Source organism: Pseudomonas sp. ADAK2 TE3594 (assembly GCF_053628675.1).
This window is the reverse complement of the sequence record NZ_JBRJGV010000001.1, coordinates 1-14,934: the sequence shown is the minus strand read 5'-3', so window position 1 is coordinate 14,934 and position 14,934 is coordinate 1. Positions and strand designations below refer to the sequence as shown.

Sequence of the window (14,934 nt, the reverse complement as noted above, 5' to 3'; positions counted from 1 at the left end):
CACCAGCGAGGCCACGCACCACGGCACTTCGGACAGATTCCGTCGTCTGGCGCCGCCCGTTCAGTGACTCGGCTCGATACCCTCTTCCAGCTCCAGCATCAACCCGCTCAAGCGCTTGACCTTACGCCGCACGGCCTCTTCGAATACGCCGGCACGAGGCTCGATCAGGGTGAACCAGTGTTTGGCCCGGGTTATTCCGGTATAGATCAGTTCCTTGGTGAGCACAGGGTTCAGGGCGTCTGGCAGAATCAGCGCCGTATGGGCAAATTCCGAGCCTTGGGATTTGTGTACGGTCATGGCGTACACGGTGTCGACATCGTTGAGCCGACTTGGCAGGACAAAGCGCACACCGCCCTGACCATCGTTGCGCGGGAAGGCCACACGCAGCACTTGCCGCCCAGCATCGGGGCCCTCACGTTCCGGTAGCTTGAGGGCAATGCCAATGTCGCCATTCATCAAACCCAGGCCATAGTCGTTGCGGGTCATCAGCACGGGCCGACCTTCGTACCACTGGTGGTCGCTGTCAATCAGCCGAGCCTTGAGCAGCGCGTCGGTCACTCGCTGATTCAAGCCTTCCACACCCCAAGGCCCTTTGCGTACCGCGCACAATAGCTGGAAGGCGTCGAAGGCTTGCAGCACCACACGAGCCCAATGGGTCCAGCGTGGATCGTCGAGCGGGCTGTCGATCGGCGGCCGCTGACTGCGCAAAAGACTCAGGTAATGCCGATAACCTTGCGGCCCCTCGCCATGACCTTCGAGCAACAACCGCTCCAACGCCCGGTCCTGCTCACCCTTCAGAGGCAGGGAAAATACGTCGTCATGGCTTCCAGCCGCCAGTAACTTGCGGGCTTCCTCGGGTTGCTGCCGGTTGACCCAACGGGCCAACTGACCGATGCCGCTGCCCTCACCGAAACGCCGTGAGTGACGCAGCATCACGACTTGCTGAGCCAGGGGATGCGTTCCGTGGACGTCTTCGTGCAAATCGCTGGCACCAAGGTTTTCACCGCTGACCGCCTCCAGCCACTGGCGGGTCTGCGGGCTGTACCAACCGGCTTCGGCATCGCGGCACAGATCGCCCAGGACGGCACCGGCCTCCACCGACGCCAGTTGATCCTTGTCCCCGAGCAGCACCAGACGGGCGTGGGCCGGCAATGCGTCGAGCAGATTGGCCATCATTTCCAGGTCGATCATCGAGGCTTCGTCCACCACCAATACATCCAGTGGCAAGCGATTGCCAGCGTGGTGCCTGAAATGCCGGGTGCCGGGACGACTGCCGAGCAAACGGTGCACGGTGGTCACATCCGACGGGATCTTCTCCCGCACTGTTTCAGCAACTTCCAGGGTTTGAACCTGCTGGCTGATGGACTCGGTCAATCGTGCGGCAGCCTTGCCAGTGGGTGCCGCGAGACGAATACGCAACGGTTTGCCGGCTTCCACCGCGGGCGCTTGTAGCAATGCGAGCAAGCGCACGACCGTAGTGGTCTTGCCGGTCCCCGGGCCGCCGGTGACGATGCTGAATGCGCTGCGGGTAGCCAGGGCGCAAGCGAGCTTCTGCCAGTCGATCATTTCATCAGACCTGGCTGGACCAAACAGGCCAGTCAGGCGTTGAGGTAAATCACTCGGTGTTGTTTCGTGTGCCGCCAGGCGCTGACGCAGGGCGTTGTCGATCCGCCGCTCGTAAGCCCAGTAGCGGCGCAGGTATAGCCGTTTACCCGACAGCACCAACGGCCGGTGCTGCGCGGCTTCACGCCCGTCGACGGCCAGAGCCACCAGACGGCTGGACGCCAGGACCTTGCACCAATGAGCAACTTCCAGCGCCTCAAGCAATTGCGACGGCAGCAACATCGCGCCACTTTGCAGATCACCTTCCGGCGGCAGCGACAGAGCGAAGTCCGGCTCTTTCAGCGTTTCGAACAGATCCAGGCAAACATGGCCGTGACCCAACTGGTGACTGGTCAACGCCGCGGCCAGCAGCACCAGCGGATCATCGTCGGGGGCGAGCTCGTGGAGAAAGGCCACGAAGGCCTTGTCCAGCGCCCGTAGCCAACCGCGTTCGACCCAGCGCGTGAGCAGCAGCAACAAGTCATCTGCGCGACTCAGCGGGGCCAGGTCCGCCAGACTTTCGGCCGCCAACGGCGTGGGCAGCAAATCGGCGAAGGTGCGAGTCATAGCAGTACTCCCTGTTCCCAGGCGGGTTCGGCCTTGGGCTCTGGCTTGCCCTGGAACAACCGGTCCAGACGCTCGATCAGCTCCCGTGGCGGACGGGCGAAATACACGCCCTGGCTGGCCGCGCGAGTACCGCGAAGGAACAGGTACAACGCCCCACCGACATGCCGGTCGTAATCGTAATCGACCAGCCGCGCCTTGAGCTGGCGATGCAAGGCGAGCAGGTACAACACATATTGCAGGTCGTAACGGTTATCCAGAATCGACTGCTCCATGGCCGGCACGGTATAGGCCGCGTCATCGACGCCCAGCCAATTGGATTTGTAGTCGGCGACGTAATAACGACCGTCGTGCTCGAACGTCAGGTCGATGAAGCCTTTGAACATGCCATTGAGCAGCACCGGTTCGGCAGCCACCCTGGCCACGCCGTTGTGGGTGTATTGGCGCACCAGTTCATCGAGTTTGAGCACATCGACTTTGTGACTGGCGAACCAGAATTCCATCTCGACCCGGTACTGGGTCAGTTGCTCGAACACCATCGGTGCCTGCCCGCCGCCGATGTGCAGCGGGGATTTGAGCAAGTGCTGTAGCCAGTCACTCAACGTCGTGATCCAGCCTTCCCAGCCACGGCGATTGCAGCGGCGGGCGATGGCGTCTTCCACAGTTTGTGGTGCAGCGGCAAAACCTTCGTCACCGGCCCACTCGAGCAATCCATGGAGAAAAGTGCCGGGGTTTGGCCCGCGAGGGAATCGATGGATATCAGCGCCGCCAGCAATCACTTCTCGCGGCGCTTGCGGATCGAGACGTTCGTCGTCAAAAAGCTTTTGTGCTTGCGGGCTCTCCGGCGCTTCGTCACTGCCCACGCTCAGACTGTCGCCAATGCGCAAGGCGCTGTAGGAGGCGATCCACCAGTTTTCGCTGGCCTTGCGCTTGGGTATCAGCGGCGCAAGCAAGGTCGCTTCATTGCGCGGCGGATGGTAATGCTCGGCGGTCGCTTCAGGCATTTCACCGTAGTTCAGCGCCGGGCAGTCCTGCTGCAGATCTTCCAGCCAACGCCGCAACCCCGCCGACTCGGCCAATGGCGCACCACCGCCCAGCAGATAACCCAACGCTGAAAGGTGCAACGTCGAACCGTTGTTATTGCCGCGCTTGAGGTCAGTCACGCCGAGCCAGCAAGCATGTTGTGCCCGGGTCAGGGCGACATAGAGCAGCCGAAGATCCTCGGCCAAGCGCTCATCATCAGCCTGGGCAATCAACTCGGGCGTCGGCTTCAAGCTCACCTGAGCCTTGCCCGTCGCGTCGTGGTAATGCAATGGCAAACGGCTGCCGTCCACCGGTTTTGCCGAGCAAATGAACGGCAGAAACACCAACGGATATTCAAGCCCTTTGGATTTATGGATGGTCACAACCTTGACCAGTTGCTCGTCGCTTTCCAGGCGCAGGATCTGTTCTTCGCCAGCCTGACCGGACAATGCCAGATGCTCGGACAAGTGACGGATCAAGGCTTGCTCGCCATCAAGCTCGGCGGCGGCCTGCTGTAGCAACTCGGACAGGTGCAGCAGGTTGGTCAGCACCCGCTCGCCATCGTTGCGCGCGATCAACGCCTGGGGAAGTTGGAAGTCGTGCAGCAAACGTCGCAGCATTGGCAGCACGCCCTGCTTGCGCCAGAGCTCGCGATAACCGCGGAACTGCATGACCCGTGTTTCCCAAGCCAGTTCGTCCTGATTCAGCCGTTCCAGTTCAGCCAGCGAAAGGTTCAGCGTGATGCAGGCCAGCGCGGCGCGGAGGGGACGCTCGACATCCGGCTCGGCACACGCCTTGAGCCAGGTCAGCAGGTCATGGGCTTCCTGAGCGGCGAACACGGAGTCCTTGTCTGACAGGTAAACACTGCGCACGCCGCGGGCCGAAAGTTCGCCACGCACGGCCTGGGCCTCTTTGCCGTCGCGCACCAGAATTGCGATATCCGATGGCAGTAAACCTTTGAAACCCTTACCGTCCTCGATGAAGCCCGCACGGTCTTGCTGGCCACCATTGAGCAGCGCGGTGATTTCACTGGCGCAGGCGGCGGCCAATTGTTGTCGATACACCGCGCCAGACAGTGGCTGATCGGCGGACAGGTGCCAGATGTTCAGGGCCGGTACATCCTGGCCTTCAATCCGCAGGACTTCTTTGCGCCCCTGGGATTCGACGGGCAGGAACGGTACCGGGTTCTCGCCGTTCTTCTCACGAAACAGGAATGCTCCGCGCCCCTGCTCACGAGATTCGGCGCGTTCGAACACATGGTTCACCGCACTGACCATGCCATGACTGGAACGGAAGTTGGTGCCCAGGGTATGCAGGCGACCAGTGGTGGCCTGGCGAGCGCGCAGGTAGGTATAGATGTCGGCTCCGCGGAAGGCATAGATCGCCTGCTTCGGGTCGCCGATCAGAAACAGACCGGTTTCAGGATTGTTGTCTTCGATGCGATAAATGCTCTCGAAGATTCGATACTGCACCGGGTCGGTGTCCTGGAATTCGTCAATCAACGCGACCGGGAATTGCTCGCGGATCAGTGTTGCCAGGCGCTCACCGCCTTCGGACTGCAAAGCCGCATCGAGGCGCAGCAGCATGTCATCGAAGCCCATCTCCGCGCGGCGACGCTTTTCTTCCTCGAACCGCGCACCGACCCAGTGAGCGGCGTGTTGCAGCACGGCGGCATCGGGGGTCGGCAAACCATCGAGACTGGTCTTGAGACCGGCCATCGCATCGAGACCGGGATGACGGGGGGCCTCACCCTTCCAGGCTTCAGTCATGCCATCGGGAGTCAGACGAGTGAAGCCGGTGCCAATGTCCAGTTGCTCGAGAGACTCATCCTCGGCCCAGGCCCGGAGCTTTTCGAACCAGGGCTCGAAGTAGCGCGGCTGCATCTTGCGGCCATCGACGCTCTTGCTTGCGACACCCTGGTGACAGATGGCAAGCAACTCATCCGCCCATTGGCGCCAGGGCATCTTGAGTTCGAGCAAAGCGGCCCGTCGTTCCTGCAGGCACTCGTCAATCAACTCGGCAGGCTCTTTACCTTCAACACTGTCACGCTCGCTGGCGAACAAGCCACGCACTCGCGGCAGCAACGCCGCCGGGCCACCCCAATTGCCGCGAACCCAGTTCAACGCATCGCCTTGCATCGGATAGCAGAACAGTCGCCAGTAGTCGCGCAGGACTTCGCCGAGCAAATCGCTGTGATCGGTTTCCAGGGTCTGGGTGAACAGGCTGCCACTGTCGAACGCATGTTCGCGCAACATGCGCTGGCACCAGCTGTGAATGGTCGAAACGGCTGCTTCGTCCATCCACTGGGCGGCGATGTCCAGGCGGTTTGCGCAGCCGGACCACTGTTCGGGGAGGTACTGCTCGCGCAATTCGGCAATGAGGCCATCTGGCGCCGGTGTCTCATCGCGGAAAAACCGTGCGGCCTCAGCCAGCCGTGTGCGAATACGTTCGCGCAGCTCTTTGGTCGCGGCATCGGTGAAGGTCACCACGAGGATTTGCGGCGGCAGCAATTCACGGCCAAAACCACTCGACTCACCGCCGTGGCCAAGGACCAGACGCAAGTACAGTGCAGAAATGGTGAAGGTCTTGCCGGTCCCGGCGCTGGCTTCGATCAGTTGGCTGCCACGCAGGGGGAATGCCAGGGCCAGCGGTGTTTTCGTGGTCATGAGCGCGCCTCCTCGCTGGTCAATGAACGCCAAGGGGCTTCAAGCAGAGGCCGATACAAAGCGTTGCACCAATCGGGGAAGGTTTCATCGGCAATCAGAGCATCGTAGTCGGCGAATTGCCGAGCGAGTGCCGGGCTTTCGCGGCGCTCGCCGTCAGTGGTCTGGCCGTCGCCTTCATAGGCCTTGCGGGCAACGGCGTCAGCTTTGGTCGGGTCGGTTTGAGCGAGCCAGGCGAAGGCGGTTTTTACTGCTATCGGCAGCGGTTGGCGCATGCCCGTTTGCCAGGCCAACAACAGATCGCCCAGAACCCGGGATGCTGCCGCCTCCTCCATCGGACCGAGCAGCAAACTGTCGTCGCTGGCCACCAACGCGGTTGTCATCGGCATGCCGCTGGCACAGGCAACCAGGTGATTGATCCAAGGTCGCGTCAGGCGATGCCATTTGCGCGCCTTGATCGAACCGATGCTGTTGGGAATCGTAGTAACCGACAACAATCCGCCATCTGCGCGCTGATGCAGTCCACTGAGCCAACCTTCCAGACGCAGCCCGTGCAGTTCCAGACTCACCGGCAACGCGCTGGTGAGCGGGGTTGGCCATAACGCCAGAAGTTGCTGATAGCGCAGCAGCAGATCCGGCAGCGGCTCGATCAACTCTCGCTGAAGACATTCTCCAAAACCGGCCATGGGCAAGAGTCCGCTGTTTTGCAGGCGTTTTGCCTGCGCCTCCAGTACCTGATCGGTTTGGTCCAGTTGCCCCAGCGCCGCTTCGAGCAAGCTGTCGCTGAGGCTATAGCGTTGCAACGCATCGAGTACGAACGGCTCTTCATCTGCCAAAGGCACTTCGGCAGCCTCGAAGAACACTTTGAGCCGCTGACTGAAGAAATGTCGTACAGGGTTGCGCAGAAAATCCTGCAGCTGACCCAGGCTCAGCGGTTCGTCCTGAACGTAGGGCTCAAGCACTTCGATATCAGTCGCCAGATCGCTGGCTTGATGAAGAACCTGCCACTCGCTGGCGTAGCTGAATAGATCATCGCCCTCATGAAAGTAGCGATGGCTGAAAGGTTGCAGCGGATGTTCCTGAGTCATGGACTCAAGCAGCTCATCATTGTCATCGTGCAGTCGCCAGCCGCTGCCGAGATGGTCACGCAACTGCCCTATCAACACCGAAGCAGGGCGCTCGCTGTTGTCCCGAATACTGCGGCCGACCCAGCTGATATAGAGTTGGTCGCGTGCCGACAACAATGCCTCCAGCAACAGATAGCGATCATCTTCGCGTCGGGAACGATCACCGGGGCGGTAGTCACTGCCCATCAGGTCGAAATCCAGCGGCGGCTGCGCGCGAGGGTAATCGCCGTCATTCATGCCAAGCAGGCAGACCAGTTTGAAGGGGATAGCTCGCATGGGCATCAAGGTACAGAAGTTAACGGCACCGGCGAGAAAACGCTGAGACAGGCGACCTTGGTCGAGACCCGCCAGCCAGGCTTCCCGGACTACGGTCAGCGGTAACTCGTCCTGCAAACCTACGGACTCGCAGATCTCGAGCCAGGTCTCTCTCAGCTCTTCGAGTCGGGCCAACAAATAGTCGTCATGCTCGTTGCTGGCCAGGAAGAATAACTGCACCAACGCTTGCAACCGCGTGCCCCATTGTTTGGGCGCTGCAGGTTGAGTGAGTTCCTGGTGGGCAATTTCCAGCGCATCCAGCAGTGCAACCAAAGGACCTATGAGTGCGGCATCCAGGCCGCCAATCTCGTCGTAAGGTTCGATCCCCTCGCAGGCACTGGCGCTGCCCACGGCATAACCCAGCAGCATCCGTCGCAAACCAAAACGCCAACTGTTTTGCTCCAGTTCTTCAGGCAGGCCAAGTCCCGCGCGCTGCTCGGCGTTCATCCCCCAGCGGATACCTGCTCCTTCAATCCAGCGATGCAAGGTCGGCAGGTCACGTTCCTCTACACCAAACCGAGCGCGTAATGCCGGAACGTCCAACAGATCGAGGATTTCGCTGACGGGAAAGCGACTATCGGGCAGCTTGAGCAAATGCTCGACAGCGATCAATAGCGGATCCCGGCCGCGCTGGCCTTGATCCGCAAGCGTGAAAGGGATGAAGCGCGGATCAAAGCGGTCAAGCTGACCAAAAACAGCACGGATGTGCGGAGCATAACTGTCGATGTCCGGGACCATCACGATTACGTCGCGAGGCCTTAGGTCTGGGTCAGCACTGAATCGTGCGAGCAACTGATCATGGAGTATTTCCACTTCGCGTTGAGCGCTATGGGCGATGTGAAAACGGATCGATTCGTCCTTTTTCAGATCGACAGCAGGCCAACGCTCGCGAGTCTCGTTCAGGGGACGCAACTCCAGGATGTCGTCCTGCAACTGATTGAGCATGTTCTGTGGCTGGCTTTCGCTGAAAAGATCGATGCGCCCGTCGCGAAATGCCGAGCGATAGCTATTAGGATCGTCGTAGCTGTCGAGCAGATTAATATAGTCCCGCCCCTGCTTGCCCCACGCTGCCAGTAGCGGATGGGCATGCTGATGGAGCGTTTGCGAGTCGAGCACAACCGGCATGCCGCTCTTGCGAGCCTGGCGCTTGTATTGATGTCGCAACAGATCTTTATCAGCGACGATGTCCGCCCAATGGTGACGACATGGGTTGTGTACGCACAACAAGACCTGGCTGAATCGAGCAAGCCCGGCAAGCGCTTCCAAGGCTTGAGCAGGCAGTGAAGAAATCCCGAAAACGATCACCCGTGAAGGCAAACCACTGGGCGCTACGTCGAGGCAATTGATGCGCTCGATAAAACGTTGGTGCACGCCTGCGCGGCTTTGCGCCATGCCTTGTTCACCGACATCCAGCAACAGTGCACGCCACAGCTCCGCCTGCCAGCAGTTGGCCGGGGTCAGGGCTTTGGCTTCGCCTCTGCCATTTCGTAACTGATGACGACCTTCTGCCCAGTCTTCGAGCCAGTCGGCACGGTAGACCTGATATTGGTCAAACAGATCCGCCAGTCGCTCTGCCAATTGATAGCGTTTACGTAAGTCGGTGTCATGTGTAAGAAAGCGCTGCAGAGGTTCGAAGTGCGGTTGGTTGATCAACTGTGGCAACAGACGCATCAGACGCCAGGTCAGCGGAGCTTTATCGAGAAGGGATTTGACCGGGATCTCGTCACGTCCCAGCACCATGCGATAAAGCTGCCACATGAAGCTGCCCGGTAACTGCACGTCGATGGCCGCGGCGATTCCGCAACCGCCCATGTCGTCATCTTCGGGGTCTTCGGCCAGTGCCAGCTTCAGCCATTGGGCGATGCCGTTGCTCTGTACCAGGGCGATTTCATTTTCCAAGGGAGCTAGCGGGTAGCGCCGCATCCAGCTGACCACCAGGCTGCGCAACTCGTCCAGGCGGTTGCCGTGAACCACCATAAAACCAGCACTGAGGGACGTAGCGTCCGGCATAAAGGCTTCCTTGGAAAATACAAAAGCTAGGGCCGAACCTTAGCACTGTCATCAGACTGTGACAGCCGGAAGCGGTCCGATAATGCTGTACGAACTTTCCTGCGGACAAAACAAAACCCCTACCTGCATACGCAGATAGGGGTTTCGGAATTTAATCTTGACGATGACCTACTCTCACATGGGGAAACCCCACACTACCATCGGCGATGCATCGTTTCACTGCTGAGTTCGGGATGGGATCAGGTGGTTCCAATGCTCTATGGTCGTCAAGAAATTCGGTAGCCAGGTCGTTCTCTCTTGCGAGATCACGCTCCAGCGAATGGGTATGCGATAGTTTGTGTGTTTGTTCTCGAACTTTCGGTTCGTTTCGTCTTCACACACCGCAATCTGGCCTCTTTCGAGTTCACAAATTGCTTGGGTGTTATATGGTCAAGCCTCACGGGCAATTAGTATTGGTTAGCTCAACGCCTCACAGCGCTTACACACCCAACCTATCAACGTCGTAGTCTTCGACGGCCCTTCAGGGGACTCAAGGTCCCAGTGAGATCTCATCTTGAGGCTAGTTTCCCGCTTAGATGCTTTCAGCGGTTATCTATTCCGAACATAGCTACCCGGCAATGCCACTGGCGTGACAACCGGAACACCAGAGGTTCGTCCACTCCGGTCCTCTCGTACTAGGAGCAGCCCCTCTCAAATCTCAAACGTCCACGGCAGATAGGGACCGAACTGTCTCACGACGTTCTAAACCCAGCTCGCGTACCACTTTAAATGGCGAACAGCCATACCCTTGGGACCGGCTTCAGCCCCAGGATGTGATGAGCCGACATCGAGGTGCCAAACACCGCCGTCGATATGAACTCTTGGGCGGTATCAGCCTGTTATCCCCGGAGTACCTTTTATCCGTTGAGCGATGGCCCTTCCATACAGAACCACCGGATCACTAAGACCTACTTTCGTACCTGCTCGACGTGTCTGTCTCGCAGTCAAGCGCGCTTTTGCCTTTATACTCTACGACCGATTTCCGACCGGTCTGAGCGCACCTTCGTACTCCTCCGTTACTCTTTAGGAGGAGACCGCCCCAGTCAAACTACCCACCATACACTGTCCTCGATCCGGATAACGGACCTGAGTTAGAACCTCAAAGTTGCCAGGGTGGTATTTCAAGGTTGGCTCCACGCGAACTGGCGTCCACGCTTCAAAGCCTCCCACCTATCCTACACAAGCAAATTCAAAGTCCAGTGCAAAGCTATAGTAAAGGTTCACGGGGTCTTTCCGTCTAGCCGCGGATACACTGCATCTTCACAGCGATTTCAATTTCACTGAGTCTCGGGTGGAGACAGCGCCGCCATCGTTACGCCATTCGTGCAGGTCGGAACTTACCCGACAAGGAATTTCGCTACCTTAGGACCGTTATAGTTACGGCCGCCGTTTACCGGGGCTTCGATCAAGAGCTTCGCGTTAGCTAACCCCATCAATTAACCTTCCGGCACCGGGCAGGCGTCACACCCTATACGTCCACTTTCGTGTTTGCAGAGTGCTGTGTTTTTAATAAACAGTCGCAGCGGCCTGGTATCTTCGACCGGCGTGGGCTTACGCAGTAAATGCTTCACCCTCACCGGCGCACCTTCTCCCGAAGTTACGGTGCCATTTTGCCTAGTTCCTTCACCCGAGTTCTCTCAAGCGCCTTGGTATTCTCTACCCAACCACCTGTGTCGGTTTGGGGTACGGTTCCTGGTTACCTGAAGCTTAGAAGCTTTTCTTGGAAGCATGGCATCAACCACTTCGTCACCCAGAGGGTAACTCGTCATCAGCTCTCGGCCTTAGAATCCCGGATTTACCTAAGATTCCAGCCTACCACCTTAAACTTGGACAACCAACGCCAAGCTGGCCTAGCCTTCTCCGTCCCTCCATCGCAATAACCAGAAGTACAGGAATATTAACCTGTTTTCCATCGACTACGCTTTTCAGCCTCGCCTTAGGGACCGACTAACCCTGCGTCGATTAACGTTGCGCAGGAAACCTTGGTCTTTCGGCGTGGGTGTTTTTCACACCCATTGTCGTTACTCATGTCAGCATTCGCACTTCTGATACCTCCAGCAAGCTTCTCAACTCACCTTCACAGGCTTACAGAACGCTCCTCTACCGCATCACCTAAGTGATACCCGTAGCTTCGGTGTATGGTTTGAGCCCCGTTACATCTTCCGCGCAGGCCGACTCGACTAGTGAGCTATTACGCTTTCTTTAAAGGGTGGCTGCTTCTAAGCCAACCTCCTAGCTGTCTAAGCCTTCCCACATCGTTTCCCACTTAACCATAACTTTGGGACCTTAGCTGACGGTCTGGGTTGTTTCCCTTTTCACGACGGACGTTAGCACCCGCCGTGTGTCTCCCATGCTCGGCACTTGTAGGTATTCGGAGTTTGCATCGGTTTGGTAAGTCGGGATGACCCCCTAGCCGAAACAGTGCTCTACCCCCTACAGTGATACATGAGGCGCTACCTAAATAGCTTTCGAGGAGAACCAGCTATCTCCGAGCTTGATTAGCCTTTCACTCCGATCCACAGGTCATCCGCTAACTTTTCAACGGTAGTCGGTTCGGTCCTCCAGTTAGTGTTACCCAACCTTCAACCTGCCCATGGATAGATCGCCCGGTTTCGGGTCTATTCCCAGCGACTAGACGCCCTATTAAGACTCGCTTTCGCTACGCCTCCCCTATTCGGTTAAGCTCGCCACTGAAAATAAGTCGCTGACCCATTATACAAAAGGTACGCAGTCACCCAACAAAGTGGGCTCCCACTGCTTGTACGCATACGGTTTCAGGATCTATTTCACTCCCCTCTCCGGGGTTCTTTTCGCCTTTCCCTCACGGTACTAGTTCACTATCGGTCAGTCAGTAGTATTTAGCCTTGGAGGATGGTCCCCCCATATTCAGACAAAGTTTCTCGTGCTCCGTCCTACTCGATTTCATGACCAAGAGATTTTCGCGTACAGGGCTATCACCCACTATGGCCGCACTTTCCAGAGCGTTCCGCTAATCTCAAAGCCACTTAAGGGCTAGTCCCCGTTCGCTCGCCACTACTAAGGGAATCTCGGTTGATTTCTTTTCCTCAGGGTACTTAGATGTTTCAGTTCCCCTGGTTCGCTTCTTAAGCCTATGTATTCAGCTTAAGATACCTAACTTATGTTAGGTGGGTTCCCCCATTCAGACATCTCCGGATCAAAGTCTGTTTGCCGACTCCCCGAAGCTTTTCGCAGGCTACCACGTCTTTCATCGCCTCTGACTGCCAAGGCATCCACCGTATGCGCTTCTTCACTTGACCATATAACCCCAAGCAATCTGGTTATACTGTGAAGACGACATTCGCCGAAAATTCGCGATTAAACTCACAAATTTTACCTTAGCCTGAACAACACCAGTGAAAGTGCCATCCAGTCTATCTTTCTATCACATACCCAAATTTTTAAAGAACGATCTAATCAAAAGACTAGAAATCAATATTCACACCAGAATATTCATTTCTAAACTCTCAAACGTTTCGAAGCAGTTAATGGTGGAGCCAAACGGGATCGAACCGTTGACCTCCTGCGTGCAAGGCAGGCGCTCTCCCAGCTGAGCTATGGCCCCATACAAAATTGGTGGGTCTGGGCAGATTCGAACTGCCGACCTCACCCTTATCAGGGGTGCGCTCTAACCAACTGAGCTACAGACCCAATTTCGAGCGCGTAACTGTTAGCGTTGAGCTATCAGCTTGGAGCTTAAAGCTGCTTCTATCGTCTTCTTCAATGAATCAAGCAATTCGTGTGGGAACTTATGGAGCAGCTGATGTCGTCGATTAAGGAGGTGATCCAGCCGCAGGTTCCCCTACGGCTACCTTGTTACGACTTCACCCCAGTCATGAATCACACCGTGGTAACCGTCCTCCCGAAGGTTAGACTAGCTACTTCTGGTGCAACCCACTCCCATGGTGTGACGGGCGGTGTGTACAAGGCCCGGGAACGTATTCACCGCGACATTCTGATTCGCGATTACTAGCGATTCCGACTTCACGCAGTCGAGTTGCAGACTGCGATCCGGACTACGATCGGTTTTATGGGATTAGCTCCACCTCGCGGCTTGGCAACCCTCTGTACCGACCATTGTAGCACGTGTGTAGCCCAGGCCGTAAGGGCCATGATGACTTGACGTCATCCCCACCTTCCTCCGGTTTGTCACCGGCAGTCTCCTTAGAGTGCCCACCATGACGTGCTGGTAACTAAGGACAAGGGTTGCGCTCGTTACGGGACTTAACCCAACATCTCACGACACGAGCTGACGACAGCCATGCAGCACCTGTCTCAATGTTCCCGAAGGCACCAATCCATCTCTGGAAAGTTCATTGGATGTCAAGGCCTGGTAAGGTTCTTCGCGTTGCTTCGAATTAAACCACATGCTCCACCGCTTGTGCGGGCCCCCGTCAATTCATTTGAGTTTTAACCTTGCGGCCGTACTCCCCAGGCGGTCAACTTAATGCGTTAGCTGCGCCACTAAGAGCTCAAGGCTCCCAACGGCTAGTTGACATCGTTTACGGCGTGGACTACCAGGGTATCTAATCCTGTTTGCTCCCCACGCTTTCGCACCTCAGTGTCAGTATCAGTCCAGGTGGTCGCCTTCGCCACTGGTGTTCCTTCCTATATCTACGCATTTCACCGCTACACAGGAAATTCCACCACCCTCTACCATACTCTAGCTCGTCAGTTTTGAATGCAGTTCCCAGGTTGAGCCCGGGGATTTCACATCCAACTTAACGAACCACCTACGCGCGCTTTACGCCCAGTAATTCCGATTAACGCTTGCACCCTCTGTATTACCGCGGCTGCTGGCACAGAGTTAGCCGGTGCTTATTCTGTCGGTAACGTCAAAACAATTACGTATTAGGTAACTGCCCTTCCTCCCAACTTAAAGTGCTTTACAATCCGAAGACCTTCTTCACACACGCGGCATGGCTGGATCAGGCTTTCGCCCATTGTCCAATATTCCCCACTGCTGCCTCCCGTAGGAGTCTGGACCGTGTCTCAGTTCCAGTGTGACTGATCATCCTCTCAGACCAGTTACGGATCGTCGCCTTGGTGAGCCATTACCTCACCAACTAGCTAATCCGACCTAGGCTCATCTGATAGCGCAAGGCCCGAAGGTCCCCTGCTTTCTCCCGTAGGACGTATGCGGTATTAGCGTCCGTTTCCGAGCGTTATCCCCCACTACCAGGCAGATTCCTAGGCATTACTCACCCGTCCGCCGCTCGCCACCAGGTACAAGTACCCGTGCTGCCGCTCGACTTGCATGTGTTAGGCCTGCCGCCAGCGTTCAATCTGAGCCATGATCAAACTCTTCAGTTCAAACATCTTTGGGTTTTTAAGAAACCCTAAACTTGGCTCAGCAATCGTTGGTTACATCTTTGATTTCTCGCGGAGTAACTTGTGATGCTGATAATCTTGTTGACTATCAGTCTGACTCCACAAGCACCCACACGAATTGCTTGATTCAGTTGTTAAAGAGCGGTTGGTTAAGATCTTTCGTCTCAACCGAGGCGCGCATTCTACAGCAGCCTCTGTTGCTGTCAAGCGGTTATTTTCAGAAGTTTTCAAAGTTTCGCTTG

Annotated in this window: 3 protein-coding genes, 2 tRNA genes and 3 rRNA genes; all 8 read right to left on the bottom strand. The window is 57.0% G+C overall.

Annotated elements, in window-relative coordinates:
• Positions 1–60: 60 nt before the first annotated feature.
• The 8 genes from recD to AB7M22_RS00005 all read right to left on the bottom strand — a co-directional run bounded on the left by recD (position 61) and on the right by AB7M22_RS00005 (position 14,674).
• Positions 61–2,169: an exodeoxyribonuclease V subunit alpha gene (gene recD / locus AB7M22_RS00040; protein ID WP_454184828.1), complete on the bottom strand. Its 2,109-nt coding sequence runs from the start codon at positions 2,167–2,169 to the stop codon at positions 61–63.
• Positions 2,166–5,855: an exodeoxyribonuclease V subunit beta gene (gene recB / locus AB7M22_RS00035; RefSeq protein WP_454184827.1), complete on the bottom strand. Its 3,690-nt coding sequence runs from the start codon at positions 5,853–5,855 to the stop codon at positions 2,166–2,168. Before recB ends, recD begins: the two co-directional genes overlap by 4 nt.
• Positions 5,852–9,304, bottom strand: a complete 3,453-nt coding sequence (recC, locus tag AB7M22_RS00030) for an exodeoxyribonuclease V subunit gamma (RefSeq protein WP_454184826.1) — start codon at positions 9,302–9,304, stop codon at positions 5,852–5,854. The genes recB and recC overlap by 4 nt, the downstream gene beginning before the upstream one ends.
• A 155-nt stretch (positions 9,305–9,459) precedes the next feature.
• A 5S ribosomal RNA gene (gene rrf, locus AB7M22_RS00025) occupies positions 9,460–9,575 on the bottom strand.
• A gap of 154 nt (positions 9,576–9,729) precedes the next feature.
• Positions 9,730–12,621 (bottom strand): 23S ribosomal RNA (locus AB7M22_RS00020).
• A gap of 229 nt (positions 12,622–12,850) precedes the next feature.
• A tRNA-Ala gene (locus AB7M22_RS00015) sits at positions 12,851–12,926 on the bottom strand.
• A 9-nt stretch (positions 12,927–12,935) separates the two neighbouring features.
• Positions 12,936–13,012 (bottom strand) — tRNA-Ile (locus AB7M22_RS00010).
• Positions 13,013–13,135: 123 nt separating this feature from the next.
• Positions 13,136–14,674 (bottom strand): 16S ribosomal RNA (locus tag AB7M22_RS00005).
• Together the 16S, 23S and 5S rRNA genes with 2 tRNA genes alongside form the textbook arrangement of a ribosomal RNA operon.
• Positions 14,675–14,934: the final 260 nt, after the last annotated feature.

What these genes read in the sequence shown, in the direction of transcription:
- recD (WP_454184828.1), bottom strand. Translation starts at nt 2,169, where the DNA reads ATGACTCGCACCTTCGCCGATTTGCTGCCCACGCCGTTGGCGGCCGAA.
- recC (WP_454184826.1), bottom strand. Translation starts at nt 9,304, where the DNA reads ATGCCGGACGCTACGTCCCTCAGTGCTGGTTTTATGGTGGTTCACGGC.
- recB (WP_454184827.1), bottom strand. Translation starts at nt 5,855, where the DNA reads ATGACCACGAAAACACCGCTGGCCCTGGCATTCCCCCTGCGTGGCAGC.